The sequence below is a fragment of the Pseudomonas sp. Z4-7 genome (genome assembly GCF_051131965.1).
GTDB lineage: Bacteria > Pseudomonadota > Gammaproteobacteria > Pseudomonadales > Pseudomonadaceae > Aquipseudomonas.
Window position 1 is genome coordinate 4,806,278 of the sequence record NZ_CP071642.1, and the last position, 25,655, is coordinate 4,831,932.

Consider the following 25,655-nt stretch of genomic DNA (forward strand, 5'->3'; position numbering starts at 1 on the left):
GGGTCACCGCACATACATGATCAAAGCTGCCCGACCAGCCAGGACGGCGCGGCCGGACGGTGTTCGGCGGCTGGAAAGTGCTCGTCCTGCGGCCATTCCCTCAGGGCCCGGCGATAAGCCTGCAACTGCGTGTACTGCGCCTGGTCCAGCGTCGTGCCACCGCCGTCGTCCATTTCGTCGCGATCGCGCGCTATGAGGCGGTCGGTGGCGGTGAGCTGGGCGTTGCGCCACGCATATTCATTTTCCGAAGCCTGGGCCAATGTCAGAGCAGGGGGATCTACGAGAATGGGATAACCGTTGTCGGGGTTGGCTGAAACACGCTTGGGTGAAATGGCGAGTTGCTGAAGCAGCGACAGCCAGTAGGCTTTGGGGATTTCGATCACATCGTCCGGAATATCGGAAACATTGATTCCAGGAGCATAGGCTCCGCACGTGCTTGGACTGAACAACAAAGTGAATTCATTCATTCAATAACCCTTCGCAAAATAGTAAACGCCCCATCCCGCGCCGACGTGCCCAGAATAGTCCCGGACTTTCAGGCGCACGCCTTGGCGGGTAGCGGTTCCACTTACCACCATCACCATCGCTCCATCACCGCCCACATGGTTCGCCACAACCGAAACAAAAGTATTGGGGAATGAAATCGGGAACGTAACAAACACCTCCCCATTAGCGTCAGTTGTACCGTAACCCCACTGATCGATGTTTCCGCTCGCGTACCTTTGGTAACCCGGATTTCCCAATTGACCTGAAAACAACGAGGTGTATTTCAAAAGAACGGTGCCGCCGATCAACCGCCATTGATTGTCCAGCTTGACGAACTCTGCCGTTTCGCCACGGCCCAGATCGATGGGTCCAAGAGCTGAAGATGAAGGTCCCAGAGTATCGGTAGGCGAGGCTGTCGATACCTTCACCGCGGTCCCTACGTTGATAAGCGTGAGCGTCGCCCCATGCAAGATTCCCACTGTGTTGGGGAGCGTGACGTCGATTGCGGTGGCACTGGAAAAGCTGACGGCACCGCCGACATGGGCCGGTGTCAACGCGGTACTGACTGCGTATGCGAAAAAACCGGAGTATTGAATCCCGCTGCGCCTTACGAACTCCGTTGTCGCCACGGATCTGTCGTTATCAAATTGAGGCGCCGTGGTGAACAATTCGCTGCCACGCAAGGCCGTTAACAACTGATTGTTCAATTGTTCCGACGGCGTCTGACCGGCAGCTTGAATAACATTAAGCAACTCCAGCGTTACACCATTGCCCCAACTGGCGGGAATCAACGATCCCGGCGTTCCCGCCAACGGATCTTCATCCACGAACCTGCCGTTCGATAGACCTGCGCTGGGCACACTTTTTGGATAGTCCACTTTTCACTCCTGATGGGCCAAAGACAAAAAACAGGCGAGACAAAGCCTCACCGGCAATACGTGATGGCGTGGGATTGTTTGGGAAATTCTGAGAGGCTGCCCCAGGCTGGTTAAAGGGCAGGCTCGGGCAGGACAGGCCAAGTGATAGCGGCTGGAAAACCAGCTTGATGCTGGATGCGATTCAACTCGACGCTATAAAGCTTCCATTCCATCAGGGCCAGTTGCTCCTGATCGCTGGCGTCGCCGATGTCTTCGGCGTACTGAAGCGGGGCAATTTTCTGAACAGCCTCACGCAGCAGTTTGTCGCGTTTTGCCAAGACCTCGCGCTTGAGATCAGCCTGCTGAAGCGTCTCGTCAAATACCCAGCTGTTCTCTCGCCAGACATGATAACTGCCCGGCCACGGTTCGGCGGTATAGGTGTCCGGCAACTCGCCGAATTCGGTCCACTGCAGTAGAACGCCGTTGTCCTTGCGGTACACCGCGCCGCGCCAGTCGACCATTTCTCGCGGAACGCCATTAACCATGACCCATGAATGATGATCCTGGGCAGCGGGCAACTGAAAGGAGAGCTGGATGCCGTTGCTTGGAATCTGGATGCCCATGCCCGGCGTGACCGGAAGTTCAACCGGGCCGGACAGAACACCATCGTCGTCAAATAAATAAATGAACATAGTGGCCTCAGATCAACTTGATTCGAGCGGGATAGGCGACGTTTCTGGGGCGAGTTTCGCTGCTGAAACTGCCGATACTGCCGACAGAATCGCCGCCGCTATAAGCCGGATTAGGAAATGTCGTGCCAAGGGTGCCTGACACAGGGGCCGAATTAACGTCATGCGTCAAGTCCCATAGGCTGTCGGGAATACTCGGCGTTGGGCGCACAGTACTGCCCGAACTGGTGGGCAAAAAGTGGTTGTGATTTTCAAGGGCGTACATTTGCCTGCTGCCCGGCGAACGATCGATATCCACGCCTCTGGCTTCATCCAGCACACGCAGGAATTCGCCACGAATATCGGGAACCCGAAAAGTTGTCGCCCCGTCACCGGTCGTCCAAGCGCCTTCATTTCCCGGTCTGCTGGCTTCGCTCACCAACGCACCGGACGACTGCGCGTAATCCCACAACCACGGCCAATCGCTACGCACCAGCAGGTTGCCGTTGAGCACGGCATACCCACCGGGAATGACTTGGCGTGTGCTCTCGAACGAGACGCGCCCCAGCGCCGTTGCATCAAACCGGCCCACCGGCCACCAGGATCCGCTTTCATCACTGCGCAAATGCCACCAATCGCCGCTGCCCATCAACACCAGAAATGGATAGCCGCTGGCCGCCAGGTGCGTGTGAAACCTTATCCTGTCGGTACCGGCGGCGCGCACCGTCAGGCGGTTACCACTGTTATCGATGCGTCGCACAATCACATCACGAATGCCTAGCGCCGCGTTGGCCGCCGGTAAGGTCAAGGTACTCGCGCCCGCGCTCGCGTCGATCAGCACAAGGCCTGACTCCTCGGCCTTCAGGACTTGAGAGGTGCTGATCCGCGTGATGACTGAACGCATCGGACTGCTACGCCCGATAATGCTTTGCAGCGCCTTGATCAACTGCCCGGTGTCCGCTTCGGACGGGGTCAGGTTTGCGGCGGAAATAACGCCCAGGATCTCCTGCGTGACGCTGTTTCCCCACACCGCAGGAATCAAGGATCCCGGCGAGCCTTCGACGGGATTTTCATCCACGAACCGACCGTTCACCAGCCCGACGCTGGGAACACTTTTTGGATAATCCATGTTTTGTCTCTCTATGAGATGGGAATCAAGCCCGAAGGCGTAGCGTCCGGATGGCCGCGAGCGCGTCATCGGCGGCTTGAGTGGCAAGATCCGATTTGCCCTTGGCTAGGTGCGCGCGAATCTGCGTCTTGGACTTGAGGCGTAACTCGCGAAGCGCCAGCAGGTTCGCGTCGAATTCAGCGGCCTTGGCGAGGATCTGGTCCGCCGCCTGCCTGGCTGTGCGGCCCTTGACGACCCAGGCAGAAACCGACAACGGAACAGCTTTTTTCGGGTAGCCCTGATCCTTGAACGCCTGCGCTTGCAGGGCCGCTTGTTGATATTCCAGGGCCCGTAACGGATCACCGGCCAAAACGCGACGGGCGCTGTCGGCAGCGGCATCGATCTTGTCGCACAGGCGCTCGCCTTCCAGGCGCAGCAGTTCAGCAGCGTTCTCGTCGGTCAGCACCCATGTGCCGTCCTCCCAGGTGTGGGCCGCAGAGGGCGGAGGCGGACGCAGTCCCTCTTCGTACTGGTGCAGTTCTTGAATGACATTCATCGGATCAGCTCCCAGGACAGATGGACATTGACTGCGTTGGTGAAATTGATGCCGATACCAACGCTGTAGTCGGCGAGTGCCTGGTGCCCCTTGATCCCCATGCTCAAGAGCAACTCGTCACTTTCCGCACTGGTTGAGCCTAATGTGTGCTCGGCCTGATACGACTGCCAAAGGGAACGTAATTGGGTATGGTCGAAACTGGCCGTGACCGTGGTAACGGTAACGTCATTGACAAAGTTGCTGGAGAACAGCACGCAGGTATAAGGGCTTGCCAGGTCGGTCCAGCCCGCAGGGTTGTTGCTGATAGTTGGCGAAGCGGGTGACATATAGCTGTAATTGGCGCCCAGCCACCCGGTCGTGGCGAAACTCAGCGAGGTCAAGGTATTCGCCGGCGGCGTGGGATTACCTGTAACAAGCCGCCCCGCACGCGCATGTGGATCCAGCGGCAGATAAACCACCCCGGTACCATTTACAGTTTGGGTCCAGGTCAAGCGAGCCCGGTTGTAGATCGTGCGAATCATCGGCAGGGAGCCAGGCGTCCCGGTCACCACCCAGGCCAGGCACATGTCCAGGGGGGTCGATGGGAATCCACCGCCAGCCGCTCCGTTGACGGTGCCCTTGAGAGATTCCGGAGCAAGGTCATACAGGCTTCCCCGCTGCACATAGAACGTCAGCGCATCACCGACTACCTGCGCCCGCAAAAAATAACTGGAGCTGGGCAAAAGATCGGCGCTGCTCCAGGCCGTCGTCACGTAGGTACGTGTCCGCCCCAACCGTCCTGCTACCACCTCTTGCCCGATGCTGACGTACACGCCCGCCGGAATCGAGACACGTCCGCCACTGGTGGACAGCGCTGCTGGAGTGACGGCCAAACGGCTGTCCGCCGTGGCAATCGTCGGCAGCGGCAACGCTGCGATCGGCAGAGCGAAGTCCTGGTTCCAGCCCTTGGCGGTTACCGTCCGAATCGCCCCGAGCAATTGATCGCTGCGGGTCTCATCCGGCGTCAGATCTCCCGCCTTGATGACATTCACGATCTCCTGCGTCACCCCATTCCCCCAATCCGCCGGAATCAATGACCCCGGCGTCCCGGTCAACGGATTTTCATCGACGAACCTCCCATTCACTAATCCGGCGCTGGGTACACTTTTCGGATAATCCATCCGTCTACTCCCTAGTCATAATTGATGTGAACCTTGGTATGCGCCGGCGCACTGCGGTGAATAAGGCACTCCAGCGCCGACCCCGGATTGACGCCAAAACGTTCGCCCCAATAGCTCGCACCAAAGCGCCGTCCCAGCAGCAGCCGGCCGCCGGTGTTGAGGGTCCACATGAATTGCGCCTGCCACGTCCCGAAGTGCGCTTCGCCGAACCGTGAACGGCCCATGCGCGGCGCCTTGAGTTCGGTAATCGTTGCGTTGGGGTAGCCCTGGCTCTTGGCGATTTCCACGTAATAGGCGATGGCCTGGCTGCCCACCGCCAGCAGCCGCCGCCGCACCGCCAGACGGCGATCGTCATATAGCGGCGTGGCGCCAAGGCACGGATCCGGCAGCTCCATCACCCGTTCCCAATCCGGCACCAGCTCGCTGACTCCCGCCGGGTCCATCTCGTTGAGCAGGTCGGCGGCGCGGGCGTCCAGGCGAGCCAGCTCCTGGGCGATGCCTTGCAACACTTCGTCCAGCTCCGGCACGCGCTCCGGGTCCCACGCCGGGCCGCTGGGCAGCAGGCTGCGCAGTTGGGCCTGGTATTGTTCGGCGGTTCTTATCCCAGCCATGTGCAGCCTCCGAAGGTCAGCAACTGGTTGCTGGCGGCGACGACATCGGCGGCGGGTGCGCTGAGCTTGTGGTCGGTTTCGCCGGTGGCGCTGCTGATCGCTTCGGCGATATGACTCAGCAACAGTGTTTCGCCGAGGCCGGCTTCGCGGTTATGCAGGTCGCGCAGTTGGGCCTCGATGGCGGCGCGCACGGCGCTGGTGTCCGGGGTGATGCGCAGCTTGTAGTTCACCGGCACCTGGGTCGGGGCCAGCACATGCAGTTCGGCGGTCACCGGGCGCAAGGGCTCGATGTAGGCCCGCACTTCCTCCAGTTGCTCGGCGTTGGGGATCGGTTGCGGATCGTCGTCGCGCATCACGAACAGGCCGACGGTCCCCGGCCCCAGATAACTGCCGCGACACCAGGCGCGGGTAACGCCGGGACACTCCAGAGCCCAGGTCTCGTAGTCCTGGGCCGAACCGCCGTGAGGGATGACCCGATAGGAACGGATCACCCTCGACCGCAGGGATTCAAGGCTTTCCCGGGCAACACCGCCGGTCAGCCCTGGCGCCAGCACGGTAAAGCTGTTGCCGATGCCCAACAGCGGCTGCACCGGCGTGAGCGCCAGGCCGACATCGGCATTGCCCAGGCTACCGGCCTCCAGCGCCGCAATAGCGGCGGTGTTCAGGCCATTGCTGGTGGTTCGCGCGGTGATCACTTTATACGTTCGGCCATCGGGCGCTTGCAGCAGCGTGTCGGCATCCAGCACGGCACCCGCCGTGGCGGTGAAGCTGACGCTGCCGGTGGCCACTTGGGCGGCCTTGCGCGCCTGGTTCAGGCGCAGCGCGGCGATGCGTTCCAGGGTCGATTCATCGGCCTTGTCCGGGAGGATCTGCTCGGCGATCCAATCCAGATAGCCATACAGGCCATAGGCGGCGCCGCCGAGGGTACGCGCCAGGACCTGGGCGTCGGACTGGCGCAGCGAATCGCTGGCCAGGTCGCTTTGGGCGCGCTTGATCAGCACCGGCAGCGAAGGGGTTTCAAACGGCATAGGTCACCTGCCAGCTGTGGTCGGGGTTGATGTCCAGGCGCTCGCCATTGGCCAGGGTCAGGACCGTGCGCAGGTTCAGACGCTGGGCGTCGAGGCGTTCGCTGATAATGTCGATGGCGCTGCAATGACCGTCATCAATGAGCCATTGCAGCGCCTCGCGGGCATAAAATTCGGCGTCGAGTTGGGTCTGGCGGGTCAGCTTGACCCGCCGCAACAGCCACAGCCGTGAGCCGATGCGATCGTCGGCGACCGTGGGAAAGGTGTCGCCCCACCAGCCGAAACGCTCGTCGTCATCGACCGCATCGCCAGCGGCGGCGCGGCGCCAGGTGAACAGGCTGATCAGCACCGAGCGGGTCAGCGCGGCGTGCAGGTTCTGGCTGATGAACATCACTGGCCTCCCGCCGGCGCACCGGTCTGGCCGTTGCCGGCCTGTACGCCGACATGCACGTGCTTGATCTGGCTGATACCGCCGGCGATCTGGTCGCCCTGGGAAACGATCCTGCCGGTGTGGTTGATGACGGGGCTGTCGATGTTCACCGCGCTGCTGGCGCGGATGTTCAGCGTCGCGGTCTCGATGTCGATGACCCGGCCGCGCTTGAAGTGGAGCTTGTCACCTTCATCGGTGTAGAGCGCGACTTCGCCCGGGGCCAGGGCCTTAAGACGAAAGCGTCGATCTGCGACCACCAGCACCACCGCGTGGGAGCGGTCGCCGCCGAGAAAAGTGGCGATGCCCTCGGCGCCGGCCAGCGGGTTGCTGGTGAAGCCATAGGGCTCGAAATGCTCCATGTCGTCGCTCACTTCGCCAGCGGTGAGGCGCATTTGCAGTGATTGCAATTTATTCGCCGAATGGGCGAGCACGACAGTGCCGCGCGCCAGGAGGCGGGTCAGTAGGCTCATTGGGTTTTCCTTCGGAATCGGGTTAACAGCCCCGGGACACTGTGGGAGCGAGCTTGCTCGCGATAGCGGTCTGACATTCGAAACGGATGTTGACTGACACAACGCCATCGCGAGCAAGCTCGCTCCCACAAGGGATTGGTGATCGGGCGGTATCGATGTCGGGCTCAGGCCTTGGGTGGCACCGGGTTGGCGTCGAAGGTATGCGGCGGGGCGACTTGCAAGGTGGTGATCGAACCCTGGGCGGACAGCGAATAGGTGACCTTGGAGATCAGCATGTCAGCGTCAAACCCCAGCACCGGATCGATCACCCGCACCAAGGTGTTGTGCCGCCAGAGATCGCCGTTGGCCTGGCGCCAGCCCTGCACGCGGTAGGTGGTGGTCAGGGCGCGGCCGCTGCGAATCGCGCTTTCCCAGTCGGCTCGTTGCTGGGCCAGCGCCGGGGTCAACTGAGCGCTTTCGCTGATGACGGTCACCCGCTTGCGCTTGAAGCCCAGGTCAGTGGCGGTGCCCGAAACCTCGCTCACCGCCGCCCCGCTCTGCTGGTCATTGCCTTTGTGCTGGCCGATGACCCGGTATTCGGAAAATACCTGGCTGTAGTCCATCGGCGCGTTGCCCGAAAGAATGTTCTTGCCCAGTTCCAACACATCGCTGGCCCGCCCACCACTGCCGGGCTTGGCCAGCAGCACGCGACCCTGCGGGTCATCGGTGGAGAACACTCGGAACAATGTCAACAAACGGTCGATGGATTGAAACACCGTTTCTCCAGGCACGATGCTGTGCTCGCTCAGGCGCGCGGTTTCCGGGATCTCGCTGACCACCCCCACGGCATAGGGCGATGCTAGCGCCTGGACGATGCTCAGCAATGTTTGCCCGCGCCATTGCGTCGGGCGGTTGATCGCCGCGCAGTCCACCAGGTCCTGAGTCTTGGAGCCGCCTTCGATGCTCAGGCTGATCTGCCGGCCGTCGTAGCTGATGGGCGCCTTGAACACGTAGCCGCTGAGCAGCAGGTCGGCGCCGATGCGCACCTGGCATTCGTCACCGGGACGAATCGGCACCGCCTGGGTCTGCCCCGGCCATTGCCAGGTGATGTCGAGTTTGAAGGTGCGGAACTGGCGCTCCAGGTCCGCACTGATTTCCACGCTTTTCCAGCCGCCGTAATCCAGCCCGCCGACGGTGAGCGTGACAGCGTTGTCGAGCTCATTCATGGCTCACTCCCCGGAGACTTTCAGGTCGTTGGGCGGCAGGAAGCCAGGATGCGCCACGCCGTTGCGCTGGGTCACCTCGGTCACCCGGGTAGCGTCAGCAAATTGCTGATACGCCACCACCAGTGCCGGCAGGCTTTGCTTGAACGACAGGTTGATCAGCCGGACACCGGACGACGCCACGGCCGTCAAGTGCGCGGCCATTTGCTGACGCAGGTTGTTCATTGCCTGGTAGTGATCCGGAGCGGCCTTGAGGGAAGCCTGCCAGATGGCTTCGTTGAGGGCATCGCGCAAGGCGAGCACGTCATCGGCCACCGGCACGTCTCGGCGCTGGACCGGTTGCACCGCCTGTTGCGCCACCGATGGATTGGCGTCCAGCTTGACCACCGGCGCCGCCACTGGCATCGCCGCAATCCATTGCGCCGCTTGCACCAGCAAGGTGTCCTGGACCAGATCGGCAACCGCCTGGGCCGCCGCAGTGGTGTCCTTGCCGGTGGTGAGTTTGGGCGCGTCCGCCTGACGGATGGCTTCCACCTGTTGCGACACGCTGGCAATCACGCCGCGATAGCCGTCACGGGCAAAATCCTTCAGCTCCCGAATGTCACCCAGCAATCCCTTGAATTCCGCCGCCACTTCCTTGGGCAGCTCCTTCACCGCCTTCACCAGATCGCTGAGTTGCCGATAGGTCTCGATCAATGGTTTGAGCTCCTGCTCGATGACGCCATAAACCTCCTTGAGGCTGTTGCGCAGATCCGCGATGCCGATCCGCGCCGCCTTGATCAGGCTCATGGCGTCTTCGAAACGCCGCACCGCCGAGCCGAGGAAACTGTCGGCCGAGACCAGCAGCAGTTTCTGGCTGTTGACCGCCGCCGAAGGAAACTGCAGCGGCTGGTCGGGGTAGAACTTCAGGGCAAACGTGACCAGCCCGCCGTCCTGGCGGGTCTGGGTCATGTCGCATTCGCCCACTTTGACCTGCAGGCGCCCCAACCATGGATGCACCAGTTCACCGCTGCCCTGCTCCAAGGCTGCGAGCAGTTTGTCGCGCTGCTCCAGGCAATCGGGGCCGACGATGAACGCCGTCAACTCGTGGATGCGTGCCTGCCGGCCGAGCCCCTCGAAATACGGCAGGTCACGCTGCGGGTACTCATGCAACTGGCCTTTATGACCGATCGGGGTTTTCGCCTGGTCGACCCAGAACCCGACGCCACGAAACGACGCCGGCAACAAACGATCACGCCAGCTCATTGGAACCTCCTGCGGAAAGTGAGCGATAACCGATGCGCGAACTCACCGCCAGGCCCGGTTGATTGGTCTGGGGCGGGTCGGCGCGCAAACCCGCCGGCGCGTTTTCGAAGCGCACCGTCAGGCCGCCTTCCAGTTGCGTGCGGCTGTTGGCGGCGCTTTGTTGCACCAGGGCGCTGGAAGTCTGCGGCAATACGCCGGGCGTCAAGGACGCTCTGGGCGACGCAGTGGCGGGTGTCGGCGCAAGGCTTGAAGACAGCCCCGAAGGCTGCTCGCTGGCCCCGCCAAAAAACGCCGGTGCCAGCTCACCCTTACCTTCGGCATTGGTGGCGCGCTGCGCCTCGGCCAATCCCTCGACCTTGCCAGTGAACGAGGCAATCACCTCGCCGAAGCCGCCGTTGAAGAACGCCTTGATCGGCGCGATCACGCCCTGCAACTCGACCCACCATTGGCTGAACCATTCGCCCACCGGTCCCCACTGCCGGGTCAGGCCCTCGATGGGCGACCAGTCGAACAGGCCGCTGAACACCGCCAGCATGATCGAAACCTGATTGCGAATGCCCTCCCAGATCCCGGCGAAGACTTCGCCGATCGTGCCCCAGTTGGCCATGATCAGCCCCAACGGTGTCCAGTCGAACAGGCCTTTCAGCGCGTCCATCACCGGCACGGTCAAGGCCTTGAGCAAATCCCAGATTGCCGCGAACATCCCGCTCAGGGGCGTCCAGTTGGCAATGATCAACCCCAGGGGCGACCAGGCGAACAGCGTCTGCATGAAACCGATGATCGGCGTCGCCGCCGCCACGATCACATTCCAGAGTGCGCCAAAAAAGCTGCTGATCGGCCCCCAATTGCTGATCACCTGCCCCATCGGGGTAAAGGCGAACAGCGTCTTGAAGAACTCGACCATTGGCAGGACGATCGGCGCCAACCGTTGCCAGAGCCCGGCAAAAAATGCCGAGATCGGTGTCCAGTGGGCAATGATCATCCCTGCCGCCAAGGCGATGCCCATGGCAATCAAGCCGATGGGGTTCATCTTCAAGACCAGGTTGATCACTTCCATTGCCTGGCTCGCGCCGCTGACTGCCGTCTGGATCGCGTTGAACGCGACGACGCCATTCGCCAGGCCTTGTACCAATTGCGGGTTGTCCTGCAGCACCTGGGCCACGCCGCTGACCATCGGCTGCAAACCGACCGCCACCGCGTTGACCGCAGGCCCCAGCGCCGAGCCGAACTGCACCGACACATTGCTGATGGAAGTCTTCAATCCCTCCAGGTTCTGTGCCGCTACGCGAGGCGCTTCCGGCGCCTGGATGGCACTGGCTACCGCGCTCGCTGCGCCGGCTTCGTCCTTGAAGGCCAGCGCCGACTTGAGCCCGTCCATGAACGGTTGGGCCAGACCACCGCTGGGCAGCAGCCCGGACATATCCAGGCTGCCCAGGCCCGTGGCGTCGAGGTTCTGCTTGAAACTCGCGACCTTCGCTCGCAGGCTGGCGAGCTTGGGCGACAGTTCGTCGATACCGGTTAGCAGTAGCGCCTTTTTCTCTACCTTCTGTGTCTCTGCCATCACTGCACCTGCTGCATCGCATTGATCCGTTGCGCGTGCTCCAGGGATTCGCGGAGCACATCCAGTGGCCTGGCCATCATCTGTTCGGGGTCAACCTTCCAGAACCAGGCCAGGTCATAGGTGGCGGTGATCAGGTCGCCGATGGCTGCGACGCCGCACTCATGAAAAAACTCGCGACGGCCCAGCTCAGCGCGTTGAGGTCAGCCAGGTCCAACTGGTTGACCGACGATGGTGGAATCCCGGCGCAGACCGCGATGTATCTGGCCGCGACATCCATGTCCAGGCTGACCTCCTCGCTCTTGTCGATCTTGTACGGCAGCGCCTTGATCGCACGGACCTCCTGCACCGTCGGACGGCGCAGGGTCAGTTCGCTCAACGGCTCGCCGTGGGCCTCGATGGCCACGCGCAACGCCACGACGTCAGTCATTGCCAGGTCCCCTTGATGCCCTCGAATTTCAGCTCGATGGTGGCGTCGTCACCTTTGGATACCGGCTCTTCCACCAGATACGCGCCAGCCAGCACGTAGACCTTGCCGTTGCTGAACTCGCAGGTGACGGTCATGTCAGTGCCGGCGACCAGCTGCTTGAGCGGGAAGTCGGCGGTGTGCAGCGCGGTGACCTTGAACGACGGCGCGATGTCGGTTTCCTTGTAGAAACCCGGTACGACGGTTTCGCGTTTGGTAAACATCAGTGGCGCTTCGCAGCCGCCGTTGATGGTCAGTTGAGCGCCGTCCACTTTGACGTAGCAGGTGCCCGCAATCAGTTGACCCATGGTGTTTCTCCCTTCAATAAAAAGCCCACGCGAGGTGGGCTGAATTCATGCAACTGAGTGCCACTGTCAGGCAGCGGCGTCGTATTGCAGGCGGAATTGGTTGAGCAGCGCGAACACGCGCAGACCGTTGATGTAGTCCGGCGGGAACAGCACGTTGACCCGGCTCGGGTCCTGGCTGTCGCGTTCGACGATCAAGTGCTCGGCAAACAGCTCGGCATTTTCCACATGGCCTTCCAACTCAAGCTTGGCGTACTGGGCGATCAACTCACCGCGAATGGTGCTCGGGGTGACGATGGGCTGGCCGGCGCCGAAACGGGTGCCGTCGGAGGCCAGTTTGTGGCGACCGTATTTGCTGGTGATCACGCTTTGCAGGCGCCGCACGATGAACGCCGACTGGTGCATGGTTTCGCTGTCCAGGTAGGAGTTGTCCGCCTGGCCGAAGGCATTCTTCTGATAGGTGGTGATGGAACGCTGGATACGAACGTAGCCGCCTTCGTAGTAAGCGGTCGCGATGCCGTAGTTGAGCAACGACTGTCGCTCGGTCAGGGTGAAGCGCTCGCTGGCCGATGCCGGATCGAGCCCCGGCAGGCTGCCGCTTTGGGTCGGGCGGCTGGCGTCGGCGGAAATGAACACCGCAGTGCGCGCGGCCAGCGCAGCGGCCTGTACCCAGAACGGTTGCGGCACGCCCGGCTCCAGGGCCTGGATGGTCATGTGCTGATCGTTGCGGGCCTGGCCGGCGGCGACAAGAGTGCCGAGGGTGCCGCGCTTGGCACTGTAGACGTGACCGAACAACTGCTTGGCCCAAGACCAGCGGCCGGTGCTGTCATCCATGACCGCTTGCCAGGTGTCGAGGCTCGACACATCGGACCACGGCATGGCAATGAACTCGAACGGCTCATCGCCCAGGGCGGCGACGGCGGCAGTCTGGTCCGGCACACCGGCGCCGCCGGCCATGGCAGTGATGGCCGTGGCCAAGCCGGCCGGGGTGTCTTCGCCGTTGCTCTTGCCCAGGCGATTGAATTGCAGGCTGATGTCATTGCCGCTGGCGCCGGTCCATTTGGCACTCAGGGTCACCACGCCTTCGGCGGCCGCGGCGGTCACCGGCAGGTCGGCGGATGCGTTGATCTTGAGGGTCAGCGCCGTGGCCGCCTGGGCTGCGCTGGCACCTTTGACGACAGCGGCCTGGACACGCACACCACCGACGTACAGGTTGAGCACGCCGCTCTCCGCAGCGCTGCCGGTCAGCGTCAGCGTACCTTGGGCAATCGCCCCTTCGACGTTATGCAGCGGCAGGCACCAGATCTCACCGATCGGGTCGGTCTTGCGCCAGGTTTCGTACATCGACGCCAGCATCGAGCCTTGCCCGCCAATGCTCTTGGCCAGCGCGACGCTGGACACCAGCACCAGCTTGCCGGCTTCGGCCGGGGCGACGTTGTCGTTGACCTGGGCGACGATCAACCGGCGCATGGCCGACGACGCGCTATTGGCGGCCGAATTGTCCATCTCGGCGTAGAACAGCGGAACACGAATGTCCGCGGGAATGTTGCTGAATCCAATCGCCATTATTTGGCTCCCTTTGGTTTTGCCGCTTGCACGGCTTTGGTAGTGATATCGCCATCGGCCAGACGTCGACGCCACCAGGCGTTGTCCGGCACTTCACGGCCTTCGAGGGGCAACAGGTCGCCCGCTTCCGGGTCCGGTACGGCGCGGCCAGGGGCCGGCAGCACGGTGATGCGTTTGCTCATGGGGTTACGTCTCCAGAGAAAGTCAGTTCCAGGCGCCCGTCGGGGCCGGGACGTTTCAGGTTGGGGTCCGCCGGGTCGATGGCATCGACGCGCACGGTGGCCCCGGTAAAGGACGACAAGCCGTCCAGTTCACACTCATGCCAGCTTTCGGCAGGCTGGCCCGGCAGATTGCGGCCCAGTTGGAATTCGGCGAAAAAGCGCAGCCGGTACAACACGCGACTGCTATTGATGGAAACCAGCTCGCTGCCGTCGTACTCGACGCCGGTGTACTCAGCGCCCGGCTTGAACCCCACCAGCGCGCGCCACAGTTCAGCCCGCAGGTCGTGCAACAGATCCAGCGCTTTTGTCGCGTCAGTCGCGTCGAGCACCAGCACGGCATCGAAACGATCGCGTACCGCTTGCAGCGTGACGTTCTGCGCCGCGTTCTTGCTGGCAACGTCGGCGGTTGCAAGGACATAGGCGCAGGGGGTTTGCAGCGGGGCCTGGGCTTGCAGCGTGGCAAGGTCAAAGCCTGCCGCCACGCGTTGGGCGAGCGTGGGGCATTGCTCACGCAGTTGCGTGAGGATCGGGGTGATCTTCATGGGGGGGGTCCAATTGACAGGGAAGGTGCGGTCAGAAAACCTGTGGGAGCGAGCTTGCTCGCGATAGCGATGTGTCAGTCGATGGAGATGTTGGATGTCAGAGTGCAATCGCGAGCAAGCCCGCTCCCACAGGGGATAAGTGTCAGGCCCTGGCATCCAGGCAGGTCGCATCGATCTTGCAGCGGCGGCGGGAAATCAGTCGGAACGGGAATCGCGCGGCGGTAGCTCACTGATGCCCATCCGCTTGGCGGCCCAACGCTCGTAAAGCCCGATGGCCACGTCGGCCCCGGCCATCGCGGTCAGGCAACCGAAGGCACCGGCGGCCCAGATCGACAGGCCCATGGCGTACAGCAGCATGATCGCCGAGACGCCACAGATCATGCAGGCGCCGGAGCGCAGGGCCAGGCGCCGCAGCAGTGACCAGCCACGGGCGCCCTCCTTGTCGGCACGCCACATCTCGCCAGTCACCCCGCCCACCAGGGCGAGCACGATGACCAGCCAGATCGGCATGTCCAGCAACGCTTGTTGCTCGTTTGTCATGTCTCGTTTCCTGGGGAGATGGATGAAAGAACGGGGGTCAGGCCTGGACAGCCAGATAACGTTCTACAGTCGCTCAACGATTACGTTGTCGATAAAGGCATAGTTGGCATACGGATTCTGCTCATTGGAAAAAGCCAGGGTTGTCTGAGGCGAGGTCGCGATGAAGTCATACGTAATGGTGCTCCACTCAACAGCTCTACCTTTTGCTGAAGGGGTGTTGAAAGTGACACTTTGGCCCGCCACTTTTATTTGGATAACACCTTCACCGGAACGACTTGCGTAACGCGAATTACCTGCGCTGAAGGTCAAGCGGTACTTGGCGCCAACGGAGGTTGCAAAGTTCTGCTGAATGCCGCCGCCGTTGCTATAGATATAGTTAGCCAAGTCGACAATTACGACGCCATCCGCCGCCAGGGAACCGCCAATCGAAGCGGGCATGTTGAAATACTCGGCTCCAGACAGGAACGTCGTCCAACCCGTAATGAAGTTGGCTTGCGCTGGAGTATTCAATATGCAACTTGCGCTGCAGCCTGGCTGTTCGAAGCTACCGTTGACCAGAAGGTTGGCAGCAACAGCGTTGCCTCCGACACCGAACAGGACGCCGCAGAGCATCAGCGGGGTAGCGTATTTCTTGAAACGATTCATGATCCACCTGTTGAGTTAGTGATTGATTGCACGGTTGATACATTGCTCGCCGGCGTTCACTCGAGGCTCAACGGCCTTCACATGATTCAATGTCCCGCAACGGGGACACTTGATCTGGAGTTCGGTGTTCTCGCCCATGCGGGCAAGAAGTCTTTTGCAGTGACCGCATCTGAAATCCTTCAGCATTTAAAGCCCTCCCACGGCGGCGGTTTGAAGTACCTCGCGGCACAGGCATTCCAAAAAGCCCGGTCGCCCAGGCTTTTCAGTAATGCGCTTGATCTTTCGGCGCGACTGGCGCGGTACGGATCCATTCAAATTGTTCCTCCGACCGCGGTCCCTGCCCGCCGGATAACTGCTTCTGGTGCTTTACGCTGCACACCCGGGTCAGTTGCCAACCCTCTGAACCGTTAAGGCCGGTTCATCGCTGCCTGTTGGTGGAACTAAAGAGCTTTGTTGCCAGCCGCTTTGTCGAGCGGCTTGGACACAGAATATGCACGGATGCATATACAGTCAATGCGTAAATGCATTTATTTATGCACAAAGAATGCGCAGATGCATGTAGCCCGCGTAAGTACCGGGTTTGAAGGTTTCCAGGAGGCGAAAAAAAACCCGCACGACGGCGGGTTTTATCTGACAGCGGAAGGGTTAACGGGCGTACATGCCCCACCAGAAGACGTGACCGAGGATGACGATTTGCTCGTCCTGCATTTCCTGGAAGGTGTAGTCCTCGTCCGGGTGTTCATCGCGGTTGAAGCTGCGCAGGCGGATGCCGGTTGGCAGGCGGTAAAGCTGCTTCACCCGCAATTGGCCGTTGTGGTTGATGGCGTAGAGGTCACCGTCGACGATGTCGCCGATCCCGCATTTGCCCGCGTTCACCCCGACCGTGGCGCCGTCGCGCAGCACCGGCAACATGCTGTTGCCGCGCACCGTCACGCACTTGGCCTGGTCGAACTGCACGCCGTTGTGGCGCAGGCTGCGCTTGCCGAAACGCAGGCTTGAGCGCTCGCTTTCCTCGATGACGAATCTTCCTGATCCAGCAGCCAATTCAACCTCACGCAGAAAAGGAACGGACACCTCGTCTTCCTCGACGGGCGTGTCATCGTCCCACAGGCTTATGTCCTTGAGTTCGGAATGTGGCTCTTCGCGGCGGCTGTTGCTGGCAGGCGCAACGTCGACCCGCCCACGCAACTGGTCGGTGCTCACGGCGAAATATTCGGCGATCTTCGAGATGTGTTTATCCGAAGGGTCGACGATCTTGCCGCTGAGGATCCGCGAGAGGGTGGACTGAGGCACGCCGGTACGCCGGTGAAGCTCCGTGGGGGAGATCCCGTGCTGATCGAGCAATGCTCTTAATACGGTAGAAACGTTGCGTTTTTGCATAACGCGCATAATGCTTGTTCTTTTCGCGGAAGACAAATGCTGTTTTGCATAAATACGCAAACACTGTGCTTAAGCTCTGCCAGATGCTTTTGTGGCGAGGGAGCTTGCTCCCGCTTGAGTGCGCAGCGCTCACAAAAGGGGCTGCTGCGCAGCCCAGCGGGAGCAAGCTCCCTCGCCACGGGATTTGCCCTACACAGCTCTAGGAAAAACCTCCCACCCCGTCCTTCAAATGCGCATCGCGAGACTACGTTGCCTTGCGCCTCTGCCTACAACTACGCCAGAATCCGCCGGCTTGTGCGCCTTGGGCCCCACCGGTACTTTTGATCTTGTCACTGCCCATCAGTGATCGGGTTTAGTAGCCCGGCATTCCAAGACGTACATCGCTCCGCTCAGCCAGGTATTTTTACCTGCGCTCAATGGTAGCTGTGCGCAGGGCGCCCTAGGGCGCGCCGGTTTCTTGGATCCCCGGTCTACTAACCTGCGTACAGCTGCCGCCCATCTCGTTTAGTAGCGGATTGGTAGTGGCTCCAACTCAAGGATCCAAGACTATGTCCAAACAGATACCAAATCCCCTCGAAGATGACCTCAAGCCAAAAGCCGACGAGGAAAGGTCCGATACCCTCTATCTTATTGCTCCCAACATCGACGCCGAATGCCCGCTCGCCAACCTCAGCGAAACCCTGGCCTCGGCCAACGCCATGGTGAGCGATCTCGCGTTTGACCTGGAAGGCTCGCGACGACATATCGCCCTAGGGATCCTCCAGATGATCGAGCTGAGCCAGTTGCTGGCGAATCGGGCATTGGATGTGGTGGATCCCAAATAAAACAGGCCGATTCGACGAGAAACAAAAAAAGCCTGCATGTCGCAAAGCTGTTCATTCAAGAAGGACAACCCCCTATGGCGAGGGGGCTTGCTCCCGCCGGGTTACGCAGTTACCCCGCTTCTAGCGGCCGCTGCGCCCCCAAAGCGGGAGCAAGCTCCCTCGCCACGTCGTTATCAACTATAAATGGGCAGCAATAAGCACAAAGAGGCCTGGGGAGTTCGATACAACAGTCAGACCATCGAAAAGGGATCGGATTAATGACGGAAAATGCCGATACACGCAGCCGGCTACTGGCCTCAGCAGACCAAGCCGTCCATGAAGACGCATTGCGCTTCGCTCGGTCCAATAAAAAAGCAATCGCGAAGCGACTGACAGATAAGGCTCTTTATCCGCCAGAGGAAGCGCCGGTGTCAGTTTTTATGGCAGGCTCTCCGGGCGCCGGTAAAACCGAGGCATCAATAGCGTTGGTGAATCTGTTCGCAGATTCAGCGATCCTACGCATAGACGCTGATGAGCTGCGAAGCGAGTTTTCAGCTTACGCTGGAGCAAACTCCTGGCTTTTTCAGGGAGGAGTTTCGATTCTGGTCGATAAAATGTTGGATTTCGCATTGGATCAAAGGCAGTCCTTCATCCTTGATGGAACGTTTTCCAACATAGACGTAGCAAGACGAAACGTAGATCGCTCCTTGAGAAAAGGCCGATTCGTACAAATTCTTTATGTATATCAGTCGCCTGTACTCGCCTGGGGATTCGTTAATGCTCGCGAGGCGGCCGAAGGCAGGAGGATCCGCAAAGAACATTTCATCAAGCAATATTTCGCCGCACGTGACGTAGTGAACGCGCTTAAGCTAGAGTATCGCGGCGATGTCCATGTGGACCTGTTACTCAAACATATCGACAATTCGGGACGACTTTACAAAGCTGGTGTCGATAAAATTGACTACCATATCCCTGAGCAACACACGCGGGCCGACCTAGAGGCCATGCTCGAGCCACCATCAGGAGGGCACCTATGATTTCGATCAAGCTGGGCTTGTCCAAAGGAACCAAAAGCACCTTTGCCGATTTTATTCGTAATGCTAAATCGGACCAAAAGAAACGTGTTTATAGCGAGGTTTTGACAGAGGCTACCAAGCAGCAAAACCTTGTGATGATGCAGGCCGAGGCGAAACGAGGCTGATATCAAAATTCAAGCGAAGCCCGACTACATGTCGGGCTTTTTGTTGCCAGATTTACCTGGCCAGAGGGTTTTCCGCCACATTCTGGGAAAACAATCGAAGCCACTCATCCCTGGGTCGCACCAGACCGCCCATGTTAACCTTGCGCCCATCGCGGAAAAGCCGGGCCAATGCCCCACTTTTGCCCCACACCTTTCAACGAGCTTTGCCTGACACCCATGAATACAGCCGTGAACGACCTGTCCTCCCACACGCCGATGATGCAGCAATACTGGCGCCTGAAGAACCAGCACCCCGATCAGCTGATGTTCTATCGCATGGGCGACTTCTACGAGATCTTCTACGAGGACGCGAAGAAGGCCGCCAAGCTGTTGGACATCACCCTGACGGCGCGTGGGCAATCGGCGGGCATGGCGATTCCGATGTGTGGGATTCCTTACCACGCGGCGGAAGGCTACCTGGCGAAACTGGTCAAGCTGGGCGAGTCCGTGGTGATTTGCGAACAGGTCGGCGATCCGGCCACCAGCAAGGGCCCGGTGGAGCGCCAGGTCGTGCGGATCATCACTCCCGGCACAGTCAGTGACGAGGCATTGCTGGATGAACGTCGGGACAACCTGATCGCCGCCGTCCTCGGCGATGAGCGCCTGTTCGGCCTGGCCGTGCTGGACATCACCAGCGGCAACTTCTCGGTATTGGAAATCAAAGGCTGGGAAAACCTGCTGGCGGAACTGGAGCGGGTCAATCCGGTGGAGTTGTTGATTCCGGATGACTGGCCCAAAGACCTGCCAGCGGAAAAACGCCGTGGCGTACGTCGCCGGGCGCCGTGGGATTTCGAGCGCGACTCGGGGTTGAAAAGTCTCTGCCAGCAGTTTTCCACCCAGGACCTCAAGGGCTTCGGCTGCGAGAACCTGACCCTGGCCATCGGCGCCGCCGGCTGCCTGCTGGCCTACGCCAAGGAAACCCAGCGCACCGCCCTGCCCCATCTGCGCAGCCTGCGTCACGAACGCCTGGATGACACGGTCGTGCTGGACGGCGCGAGCCGACGCAACCTGGAACTGGACACCAACCTGGCCGGTGGCCGCGATAACACCCTGCAATCGGTCGTCGATCGCTGCCAGACCGCCATGGGCAGCCGCCTGCTGACCCGCTGGCTGAACCGACCGCTGCGGGACCTGACGGTACTGCAAGCACGCCAGTCTTCCATTACTTGCCTGCTGGACCGGTATCGTTTCGAGCAGTTGCAACCGCAGCTCAAGGAAATCGGCGATATCGAGCGGATCCTCGCGCGGATCGGCCTGCGCAACGCCCGTCCTCGCGACTTGGCGCGCCTGCGCGACGCACTCGGCGCGCTGCCCGAACTTCAGGTGGCGATGACCGACCTTGAAGCACCTCACCTGCAGCAGCTGGCGCGCACCACCAGCACCTACCCGGAACTGGCCGCGCTGCTGGAAAAAGCCATTATCGACAATCCGCCAGCGGTAATTCGGGACGGCGGCGTGCTGAAAACCGGTTACGACGCCGAACTGGACGAGCTGCAATCGTTGAGCGAAAACGCCGGCCAATTCCTGATCGACCTCGAAGCCCGGGAAAAGGCCCGTACCGGCCTTGCCAACCTCAAGGTCGGCTACAACCGCATCCATGGCTACTTCATCGAGCTGCCGAGCAAGCAGGCCGAGCAAGCCCCGGCCGATTACATTCGCCGCCAGACCCTCAAGGGCGCCGAGCGTTTCATCACGCCGGAACTCAAGGCTTTCGAAGACAAGGCCCTGTCAGCCAAGAGTCGTGCCCTCGCCCGGGAAAAGATGCTCTACGAAGCGCTGCTCGAAGATTTGATCAGCCAGCTCCCACCGTTGCAGGACACCGCCGCCGCCCTGGCGGAACTGGACGTGTTGAGCAACCTGGCCGAGCGCGCGCTGAACCTGGACCTCAATTGCCCACGCTTCGTCAGCGAGCCGTGCATGCGCATCAGCCAGGGTCGCCATCCGGTGGTCGAGCAGGTATTGACCACGCCGTTCGTGGCCAACGACCTGAGCCTGGACGACAATACCCGCATGCTGGTGATCACCGGTCCGAACATGGGCGGTAAATCCACCTACATGCGCCAGACCGCGCTGATCGTATTGCTGGCTCACATCGGCAGCTTTGTCCCGGCGGCCAGTTGCGAACTGTCCCTGGTGGACCGGATCTTCACCCGGATCGGCTCCAGCGATGACCTGGCCGGTGGGCGTTCGACCTTCATGGTGGAAATGAGCGAAACCGCGAACATCCTGCACAATGCCACCGAGCGCAGCCTGGTGCTGATGGACGAAGTCGGTCGCGGCACCAGCACCTTCGACGGCCTGTCCCTGGCCTGGGCGGCCGCTGAACGCCTGGCCCAGTTGCGCGCTTATACGCTATTCGCCACGCACTATTTCGAATTGACGGTGTTGCCGGAGAGCCAGCCGCTGGTGGCCAACGTCCACCTCAACGCCACCGAGCACAACGAACGCATCGTGTTCCTTCACCACGTACTGCCCGGCCCGGCCAGCCAGAGCTACGGCCTGGCGGTGGCACAACTGGCCGGTGTGCCGAGCGACGTCATCACCCGCGCTCGCGAGCACCTCAGCCGCCTGGAGACCACCAGCTTGCCGCACGAGGTACCGCGCCCGACCAAAGGCAAACCGGCCGCGCCGCAGCAAAGCGACCTGTTCGCCAGCCTGCCGCATCCGGTGCTCGACGAACTGGCCAAGCTCGACCTCGACGACATGACCCCGCGCCGGGCGCTGGATTTACTCTATACATTGAAGACACGGGTCTAACGCACAGGCTTTCAAGCTGTTAGAATCTCGCGCGGTTTGGGATGCTGCGGCCTATTAGCCTGGGTTTGCAGACAATCGCTCCCGAACCTCGCGACCCCTACCGTGATGGGGCTTCGCCGCAGCCGCCTGAGGAGAGAATTAGAAATGACCTTCGTCGTCACCGACAACTGCATCAAGTGCAAGTACACCGACTGCGTAGAAGTCTGTCCGGTGGACTGCTTTTACGAAGGCCCGAACTTCCTGGTCATTCACCCGGACGAGTGCATCGACTGCGCCCTGTGTGAACCGGAATGCCCGGCGAACGCCATTTTCTCGGAAGACGAAGTGCCGGCCGGTATGGAGAACTTCATCGCGCTGAACGCCGAACTGGCGGATATCTGGCCAAACATCACCGAGAAGAAAGACGCCCTGCCCGACGCCGAAGAATGGGATGGCAAGACTGGCAAGATTGCAGACCTGGAACGCTGATTACCCAGCGTTCGCTGAAAAGGCCCCTTGCGGGCCTTTTTGCTGCCTGGAACAAAATCGCGGGCAAAAAAAAGGGGCGGTTTGACCCGCCCACATTTTTTCCATAATCCCTTTAATCCTTTTCATCGTCCTGATGAATCGCGTCCTGCGATGTCCTTCCTGTCCCATCGTCCTTGACGGGTGTGTCTGTCCGTCGACACAGGATTGATATTAGTGTTTTCCCAAACGAGTGCAATGCCTCGGCAGCGCTCCGCCGGCACTGTCACGAGCCATTCACACTTATAAAACTCTTTTAAAAACAGTTAGTTGCAAGCTTATAAAACGCTTTATTAGCAATCTGTCCCATCATCGTGGAACCGAACGCTTACGTAACACTAGGCAAAAGCTTACAAACTGAAGCTACAAAAAATGGGCTGACGAGAAATTCTCTCTGCCGACAAAAGCAAAAGCCCCGAACTCAGTCGGGGCTTTCTCTGCTGCGCTTGCCTGGTTTACTGGAACAACGACTCGCTAGACAGGCCGTTCTTCTCCAGGATCTCCCGGAGGCGCTTGAGGCCTTCGACCTGGATCTGCCTGACCCGCTCACGGGTCAAACCAATCTCCAGACCCACGTCTTCAAGGGTGCTGCTTTCATGACCACGCAAGCCGAAGCGGCGGATCACCACTTCCCTTTGCTTGTCCGTGAGCTCCGAGAGCCATTGGTCGATGCTTTGGGACAAGTCATCATCCTGGAGCAACTCGCATGGATCGGTCGGACGGTCGTCGGTAAGGGTGTCGAGCAGCGTCTTGTCCGAGTCTGGCCCCAGTGAAACGTCGACCGATGAGACCCGCTCGTTGAGACCGAGCATGCGCTTGACCTCGCCCACCGGTTTTTCCAGCAGGTTGGCGATTTCCTCGGGTGAAGGTTCGTGGTCGAGCTTCTGGGTCAACTCGCGGGCGGCCCGCAGGTAGACGTTGAGCTCCTTGACCACGTGGATCGGCAGCCGGATGGTCCGGGTCTGATTCATGATCGCCCGTTCGATGGTCTGGCGGATCCACCAGGTCGCATAGGTCGAGAAACGGAAGCCGCGCTCGGGGTCGAACTTCTCGACGGCGCGAATCAGGCCCAGGTTGCCCTCTTCGATCAGGTCCAGCAGCGAAAGCCCACGATTGACGTAGCGTCGGGCGATTTTCACCACCAGGCGCAGGTTGCTTTCAATCATGCGTTTTCGACCCGCCGGGTCGCCACTTTGCGACAAGCGCGCAAAATGAACTTCTTCCTCGGGGGAGAGCAGTGGTGAGAAGCCGATTTCGTTGAGGTACAGCTGAGTGGCGTCCAGCGCCCGGGTGTAATCGATGTACTTATGTTGTTTAAGTGAAGCGGAGTGTTTGGATTTGGCACGAACGGAAGGTGGAGTCGCCCCTTCATCATTCGACATCGAATCCATAGCGATGCCGGTCTCCATAAGGAGGACCTCATCGTCGATGTCAAACTCCGGCACTTCTTTACTGAGAGCCATTGTTATAGTCCTTTGGTGAGTTCGACCTCAAGCTCAAGCGACGCCTTTATCCTTGGCAACGCTGGAGCCTGTTCCCTCTACGCGACGGAACAGGCTGACAAGCAAATCAACGACGTGGCAGGAATTGCAGCGGATCCACAGGTTTACCTTGTCGGCGAATCTCAAAATGCAGTTTCACTCGATCCGTACCCGTTGAGCCCATTTCGGCAATTGTCTGTCCGACCTTGACCTGCTGCCCCTCCCGAACCAACAGCCTGCGGTTGTGACCGTAGGCACTGACGTAGGTATCGCTGTGTTTGATGATCACGAGTTCGCCGTAGCCCCTTAAACCACTCCCGGCGTACACGACCGTGCCATCAGACGCTGCCAAAACAGGCTGTCCCAAATCCCCGGCGATATCAATTCCTTTATTCAAACTACCGTTTGAAGAGAATTTTCCAATGAGAACGCCATTAGAAGGCCATCCCCAGCCGGTCGGGGCGGGGCCCGCCGGAGGCATCGGAGCGGGTGCCGGCTTGTTCGCGACGGACGGTACAGTCGCCGTTGCGGCACCGGCCGGACGACGGATAACCGTGGTTTTGCTCGAGGATGACGGGGTCGAACCCGACTGCGTCACGACCGCGGTAGGCGTTGAGGCACTGCGACCGTCAAAGCGAATTGTCTGACCCGGATGGATCGTATAAGGCGCAGGAATGTTGTTGCGAGCCGCGAGGGCTTTGTAGTCCCAGCCGTAGCGAAACGCGATGGAAAACAGCGTATCGCCGCGACGGACTACATACTGGCCGGTCGTCACTGTAGGCCGTTGCGGTGTCGCATTGTTGCGATCGACCACCCGGACATTACCCGACGGAGTACTGGAACAACCGACCAGCAAGGTACTCAAGAGAAGGCCAGTCACCAGGCGCTTGAAGCTCGTGATACCCATACGCTGCGCAATGACTGTGAGACTCACCCCGCCGCTCCCTTTGTGGTGGCTGAAAAAATTGCACACTGCCTGTCCAGGCAGAAATATTGCCCCGTGGCGAGCCGACACCACGCTTCCATAAAGGAAGCGCGAAAAGCTGCCGCACACGTTTGCTCGACGCTGTTGAACGCTGTTTGGCAAACCAGCGCTTGTCGAACTACTGCTGCCGTAAGACACATGTCGTGCCCCGGAATTCAGCGTCTGTCTATAAATGCTCAGGCCAACGGCCCGTTGAGCAACGGCACGAAACGCACCGCCCCGAGGACGTGTCGTGAAAAACCGTGTTCTTCACGCACAATCAACATCAGTTGCTGGACTTCGCCCGCACCCACCGGAATCACCAGTCGCCCGCCGGGAGCGAGTTGGTCCAGCAGGGCCTGGGGAACATCGGTGGCAACGGCCGTGACGATGATGCCGTTATAAGGCGCCAGTGCCGGCCAGCCTTCCCAACCGTCGCCCCAGCGAAACACCACGTTGCGCAGGTTCAGCTCCACCAGGCGCTCCTTGGCGCGATCCTGAAGGACCTTGATTCGCTCCACGGAAAACACCCGCTCCACCAACTGCGACAATACCGCGGTCTGGTAACCCGAGCCTGTGCCGATCTCCAGCACCTTGTCCAGCGGCCCCGCCTCCAGCAGCAACTCGCTCATGCGAGCCACCATGTAGGGCTGGGAAATGGTCTGGTTGTGGCCGATCGGCAACGCCGTGTCTTCATAGGCGCGATGGGCCAGCGCTTCATCGACGAAAAGATGACGCGGCGTACGGCGAATCACCTCGAGCACTTGGGCGTTGGACAAGCCTTCTTCGTACAGCCGCTGGATCAACCGTTCCCGGGTCCGCTGGGAGGTCATGCCAATTCCGCGGCGCAGCATATCGTCTTGTT

General features: G+C 60.5%; 30 protein-coding genes. 5 read left to right on the top strand and 25 right to left on the bottom strand.

The genetic code is table 11. The features are described 5' to 3' along the window. Positions 1-20: 20 nt before the first annotated feature. The 22 genes from J3P91_RS21510 to J3P91_RS21615 all read right to left on the bottom strand — a co-directional run bounded on the left by J3P91_RS21510 (position 21) and on the right by J3P91_RS21615 (position 17,041). A complete protein-coding gene (locus J3P91_RS21510) occupies positions 21-467 on the bottom strand; it encodes a phage tail assembly chaperone (protein WP_434601693.1) in 447 nt (148 codons plus the stop codon). Further along, positions 468-1,364 carry a gp53-like domain-containing protein gene (locus J3P91_RS21515; protein ID WP_434601694.1) on the bottom strand — a complete coding sequence of 299 codons (897 nt, stop codon included), beginning with the start codon at positions 1,362-1,364 and terminating at the stop codon, positions 468-470. Between the two features lie 110 nt (positions 1,365-1,474). Continuing rightward, positions 1,475-2,035 (bottom strand): tail fiber assembly protein, encoded by a 561-nt coding sequence (locus J3P91_RS21520; protein WP_434601695.1) that lies wholly within the window; start codon positions 2,033-2,035, stop codon positions 1,475-1,477. A 7-nt stretch (positions 2,036-2,042) separates the two neighbouring features. Continuing rightward, entirely contained in the window at positions 2,043-3,140 is a 1,098-nt protein-coding gene (locus tag J3P91_RS21525; RefSeq protein ID WP_434601696.1) for a phage tail protein, read from the bottom strand. A 25-nt stretch (positions 3,141-3,165) separates the two neighbouring features. After that, complete coding sequence (locus tag J3P91_RS21530; RefSeq protein WP_434601697.1) at positions 3,166-3,675, bottom strand: phage tail protein; 510 nt, start codon at positions 3,673-3,675, stop codon at positions 3,166-3,168. After that, a complete protein-coding gene (locus tag J3P91_RS21535; protein WP_434601698.1) occupies positions 3,672-4,835 on the bottom strand; it encodes a phage tail protein in 1,164 nt (387 codons plus the stop codon). Before J3P91_RS21535 ends, J3P91_RS21530 begins: the two co-directional genes overlap by 4 nt. Before the next feature lie 11 nt (positions 4,836-4,846). Further along, on the bottom strand, positions 4,847-5,446 hold the full coding sequence (locus tag J3P91_RS21540; RefSeq protein ID WP_434572170.1) for a YmfQ family protein: 600 nt from the start codon (positions 5,444-5,446) through the stop codon (positions 4,847-4,849). Continuing rightward, a complete protein-coding gene (locus J3P91_RS21545; RefSeq protein ID WP_434601699.1) occupies positions 5,434-6,474 on the bottom strand; it encodes a baseplate J/gp47 family protein in 1,041 nt (346 codons plus the stop codon). Before J3P91_RS21545 ends, J3P91_RS21540 begins: the two co-directional genes overlap by 13 nt. Beyond that, positions 6,464-6,862 carry a phage GP46 family protein gene (locus tag J3P91_RS21550; RefSeq protein WP_434572167.1) on the bottom strand — a complete coding sequence of 133 codons (399 nt, stop codon included), beginning with the start codon at positions 6,860-6,862 and terminating at the stop codon, positions 6,464-6,466. The genes J3P91_RS21545 and J3P91_RS21550 overlap by 11 nt, the downstream gene beginning before the upstream one ends. After that, complete coding sequence (locus J3P91_RS21555; RefSeq protein WP_434572165.1) at positions 6,862-7,371, bottom strand: phage baseplate assembly protein V; 510 nt, start codon at positions 7,369-7,371, stop codon at positions 6,862-6,864. Before J3P91_RS21555 ends, J3P91_RS21550 begins: the two co-directional genes overlap by 1 nt. Before the next feature lie 164 nt (positions 7,372-7,535). Beyond that, entirely contained in the window at positions 7,536-8,576 is a 1,041-nt protein-coding gene (locus tag J3P91_RS21560) for a phage baseplate assembly protein (protein ID WP_434601700.1), read from the bottom strand. 3 nt (positions 8,577-8,579) lie between these two features. After that, positions 8,580-9,818: a DNA circularization protein gene (locus J3P91_RS21565; protein ID WP_434601701.1), complete on the bottom strand. Its 1,239-nt coding sequence runs from the start codon at positions 9,816-9,818 to the stop codon at positions 8,580-8,582. Beyond that, the gene (locus J3P91_RS21570; protein WP_434601702.1) at positions 9,805-11,379 is read right to left on the bottom strand and encodes a phage tail protein; all 1,575 of its coding nucleotides are present in this window, start codon (positions 11,377-11,379) and stop codon (positions 9,805-9,807) included. Before J3P91_RS21570 ends, J3P91_RS21565 begins: the two co-directional genes overlap by 14 nt. A 130-nt stretch (positions 11,380-11,509) precedes the next feature. Continuing rightward, on the bottom strand, positions 11,510-11,806 hold the full coding sequence (locus J3P91_RS21575) for a phage tail assembly protein (RefSeq protein WP_434572159.1): 297 nt from the start codon (positions 11,804-11,806) through the stop codon (positions 11,510-11,512). Further along, complete coding sequence (locus tag J3P91_RS21580; protein ID WP_024780162.1) at positions 11,803-12,150, bottom strand: phage tail tube protein; 348 nt, start codon at positions 12,148-12,150, stop codon at positions 11,803-11,805. The genes J3P91_RS21575 and J3P91_RS21580 overlap by 4 nt, the downstream gene beginning before the upstream one ends. Before the next feature lie 66 nt (positions 12,151-12,216). Beyond that, complete coding sequence (locus J3P91_RS21585; RefSeq protein ID WP_434601703.1) at positions 12,217-13,713, bottom strand: phage tail sheath subtilisin-like domain-containing protein; 1,497 nt, start codon at positions 13,711-13,713, stop codon at positions 12,217-12,219. Next, positions 13,713-13,895 (bottom strand): DUF2635 domain-containing protein, encoded by a 183-nt coding sequence (locus tag J3P91_RS21590; protein WP_434601704.1) that lies wholly within the window; start codon positions 13,893-13,895, stop codon positions 13,713-13,715. The genes J3P91_RS21585 and J3P91_RS21590 overlap by 1 nt, the downstream gene beginning before the upstream one ends. Further along, complete coding sequence (locus J3P91_RS21595) at positions 13,892-14,476, bottom strand: phage tail terminator protein (protein ID WP_434601705.1); 585 nt, start codon at positions 14,474-14,476, stop codon at positions 13,892-13,894. Before J3P91_RS21595 ends, J3P91_RS21590 begins: the two co-directional genes overlap by 4 nt. 195 nt (positions 14,477-14,671) lie before the next feature. Next, complete coding sequence (locus tag J3P91_RS21600; RefSeq protein ID WP_434572152.1) at positions 14,672-15,016, bottom strand: phage holin family protein; 345 nt, start codon at positions 15,014-15,016, stop codon at positions 14,672-14,674. Between the two features lie 63 nt (positions 15,017-15,079). Beyond that, entirely contained in the window at positions 15,080-15,661 is a 582-nt protein-coding gene (locus tag J3P91_RS21605; RefSeq protein ID WP_434601706.1) for a DUF642 domain-containing protein, read from the bottom strand. Positions 15,662-15,676: 15 nt separating this feature from the next. Continuing rightward, positions 15,677-15,847 (bottom strand): Com family DNA-binding transcriptional regulator, encoded by a 171-nt coding sequence (locus J3P91_RS21610; RefSeq protein WP_434572148.1) that lies wholly within the window; start codon positions 15,845-15,847, stop codon positions 15,677-15,679. A gap of 459 nt (positions 15,848-16,306) precedes the next feature. Beyond that, positions 16,307-17,041 carry a LexA family transcriptional regulator gene (locus tag J3P91_RS21615; RefSeq protein WP_434605201.1) on the bottom strand — a complete coding sequence of 245 codons (735 nt, stop codon included), beginning with the start codon at positions 17,039-17,041 and terminating at the stop codon, positions 16,307-16,309. Between the two features lie 521 nt (positions 17,042-17,562). Between J3P91_RS21615 and J3P91_RS21620 the strand changes: the two genes are divergently transcribed. The 5 genes from J3P91_RS21620 to fdxA all read left to right on the top strand — a co-directional run bounded on the left by J3P91_RS21620 (position 17,563) and on the right by fdxA (position 22,309). Beyond that, positions 17,563-17,865 (top strand): DUF6124 family protein, encoded by a 303-nt coding sequence (locus J3P91_RS21620; RefSeq protein ID WP_434601707.1) that lies wholly within the window; start codon positions 17,563-17,565, stop codon positions 17,863-17,865. Between the two features lie 257 nt (positions 17,866-18,122). Continuing rightward, positions 18,123-18,881, top strand: a complete 759-nt coding sequence (locus J3P91_RS21625; RefSeq protein ID WP_434601708.1) for a zeta toxin family protein — start codon at positions 18,123-18,125, stop codon at positions 18,879-18,881. Beyond that, positions 18,878-19,045 (top strand): hypothetical protein, encoded by a 168-nt coding sequence (locus J3P91_RS21630; RefSeq protein WP_305499122.1) that lies wholly within the window; start codon positions 18,878-18,880, stop codon positions 19,043-19,045. The genes J3P91_RS21625 and J3P91_RS21630 overlap by 4 nt, the downstream gene beginning before the upstream one ends. A 228-nt stretch (positions 19,046-19,273) precedes the next feature. Further along, positions 19,274-21,841 carry a DNA mismatch repair protein MutS gene (mutS, locus tag J3P91_RS21635; protein WP_434601709.1) on the top strand — a complete coding sequence of 856 codons (2,568 nt, stop codon included), beginning with the start codon at positions 19,274-19,276 and terminating at the stop codon, positions 21,839-21,841. A gap of 144 nt (positions 21,842-21,985) precedes the next feature. Then, positions 21,986-22,309, top strand: a complete 324-nt coding sequence (gene fdxA / locus J3P91_RS21640) for a ferredoxin FdxA (RefSeq protein ID WP_034111970.1) — start codon at positions 21,986-21,988, stop codon at positions 22,307-22,309. 491 nt (positions 22,310-22,800) lie between these two features. Here fdxA and rpoS read toward each other — a convergent pair whose 3' ends face one another. The 3 genes from rpoS to J3P91_RS21655 form a co-directional block, all read right to left on the bottom strand. Beyond that, positions 22,801-23,808 carry an RNA polymerase sigma factor RpoS gene (rpoS, locus tag J3P91_RS21645; RefSeq protein WP_003198289.1) on the bottom strand — a complete coding sequence of 336 codons (1,008 nt, stop codon included), beginning with the start codon at positions 23,806-23,808 and terminating at the stop codon, positions 22,801-22,803. 106 nt (positions 23,809-23,914) lie between these two features. Continuing rightward, positions 23,915-24,760, bottom strand: a complete 846-nt coding sequence (locus J3P91_RS21650) for a peptidoglycan DD-metalloendopeptidase family protein (protein WP_305499117.1) — start codon at positions 24,758-24,760, stop codon at positions 23,915-23,917. A 227-nt stretch (positions 24,761-24,987) separates the two neighbouring features. Then, on the bottom strand, positions 24,988-25,623 hold the full coding sequence (locus tag J3P91_RS21655; RefSeq protein WP_161796107.1) for a protein-L-isoaspartate(D-aspartate) O-methyltransferase: 636 nt from the start codon (positions 25,621-25,623) through the stop codon (positions 24,988-24,990). Positions 25,624-25,655 lie beyond the last annotated feature (32 nt).

Bases quoted from the DNA above. Each gene is read 5' to 3' on its own strand.
- J3P91_RS21510 (WP_434601693.1), bottom strand. From the start codon at position 467: ATGAATGAATTCACTTTGTTGTTCAGTCCAAGCACGTGCGGAGCCTAT.
- J3P91_RS21520 (WP_434601695.1), bottom strand. From the start codon at position 2,035: ATGTTCATTTATTTATTTGACGACGATGGTGTTCTGTCCGGCCCGGTT.
- J3P91_RS21525 (WP_434601696.1), bottom strand. From the start codon at position 3,140: ATGGATTATCCAAAAAGTGTTCCCAGCGTCGGGCTGGTGAACGGTCGG.
- J3P91_RS21530 (WP_434601697.1), bottom strand. From the start codon at position 3,675: ATGAATGTCATTCAAGAACTGCACCAGTACGAAGAGGGACTGCGTCCG.
- J3P91_RS21535 (WP_434601698.1), bottom strand. From the start codon at position 4,835: ATGGATTATCCGAAAAGTGTACCCAGCGCCGGATTAGTGAATGGGAGG.
- J3P91_RS21540 (WP_434572170.1), bottom strand. From the start codon at position 5,446: ATGGCTGGGATAAGAACCGCCGAACAATACCAGGCCCAACTGCGCAGC.
- J3P91_RS21545 (WP_434601699.1), bottom strand. From the start codon at position 6,474: ATGCCGTTTGAAACCCCTTCGCTGCCGGTGCTGATCAAGCGCGCCCAA.
- J3P91_RS21550 (WP_434572167.1), bottom strand. From the start codon at position 6,862: ATGTTCATCAGCCAGAACCTGCACGCCGCGCTGACCCGCTCGGTGCTG.
- J3P91_RS21555 (WP_434572165.1), bottom strand. From the start codon at position 7,371: ATGAGCCTACTGACCCGCCTCCTGGCGCGCGGCACTGTCGTGCTCGCC.
- J3P91_RS21560 (WP_434601700.1), bottom strand. From the start codon at position 8,576: ATGAATGAGCTCGACAACGCTGTCACGCTCACCGTCGGCGGGCTGGAT.
- J3P91_RS21565 (WP_434601701.1), bottom strand. From the start codon at position 9,818: ATGAGCTGGCGTGATCGTTTGTTGCCGGCGTCGTTTCGTGGCGTCGGG.
- J3P91_RS21570 (WP_434601702.1), bottom strand. From the start codon at position 11,379: ATGGCAGAGACACAGAAGGTAGAGAAAAAGGCGCTACTGCTAACCGGT.
- J3P91_RS21575 (WP_434572159.1), bottom strand. From the start codon at position 11,806: ATGACTGACGTCGTGGCGTTGCGCGTGGCCATCGAGGCCCACGGCGAG.
- J3P91_RS21580 (WP_024780162.1), bottom strand. From the start codon at position 12,150: ATGGGTCAACTGATTGCGGGCACCTGCTACGTCAAAGTGGACGGCGCT.
- J3P91_RS21585 (WP_434601703.1), bottom strand. From the start codon at position 13,713: ATGGCGATTGGATTCAGCAACATTCCCGCGGACATTCGTGTTCCGCTG.
- J3P91_RS21590 (WP_434601704.1), bottom strand. From the start codon at position 13,895: ATGAGCAAACGCATCACCGTGCTGCCGGCCCCTGGCCGCGCCGTACCG.
- J3P91_RS21595 (WP_434601705.1), bottom strand. From the start codon at position 14,476: ATGAAGATCACCCCGATCCTCACGCAACTGCGTGAGCAATGCCCCACG.
- J3P91_RS21600 (WP_434572152.1), bottom strand. From the start codon at position 15,016: ATGACAAACGAGCAACAAGCGTTGCTGGACATGCCGATCTGGCTGGTC.
- J3P91_RS21605 (WP_434601706.1), bottom strand. From the start codon at position 15,661: ATGAATCGTTTCAAGAAATACGCTACCCCGCTGATGCTCTGCGGCGTC.
- J3P91_RS21610 (WP_434572148.1), bottom strand. From the start codon at position 15,847: ATGCTGAAGGATTTCAGATGCGGTCACTGCAAAAGACTTCTTGCCCGC.
- J3P91_RS21615 (WP_434605201.1), bottom strand. From the start codon at position 17,041: ATGCAAAAACGCAACGTTTCTACCGTATTAAGAGCATTGCTCGATCAG.
- J3P91_RS21625 (WP_434601708.1), top strand. From the start codon at position 18,123: ATGACGGAAAATGCCGATACACGCAGCCGGCTACTGGCCTCAGCAGAC.
- J3P91_RS21630 (WP_305499122.1), top strand. From the start codon at position 18,878: ATGATTTCGATCAAGCTGGGCTTGTCCAAAGGAACCAAAAGCACCTTT.
- fdxA (WP_034111970.1), top strand. From the start codon at position 21,986: ATGACCTTCGTCGTCACCGACAACTGCATCAAGTGCAAGTACACCGAC.
- rpoS (WP_003198289.1), bottom strand. From the start codon at position 23,808: ATGGCTCTCAGTAAAGAAGTGCCGGAGTTTGACATCGACGATGAGGTC.
- J3P91_RS21655 (WP_161796107.1), bottom strand. From the start codon at position 25,623: ATGACCTCCCAGCGGACCCGGGAACGGTTGATCCAGCGGCTGTACGAA.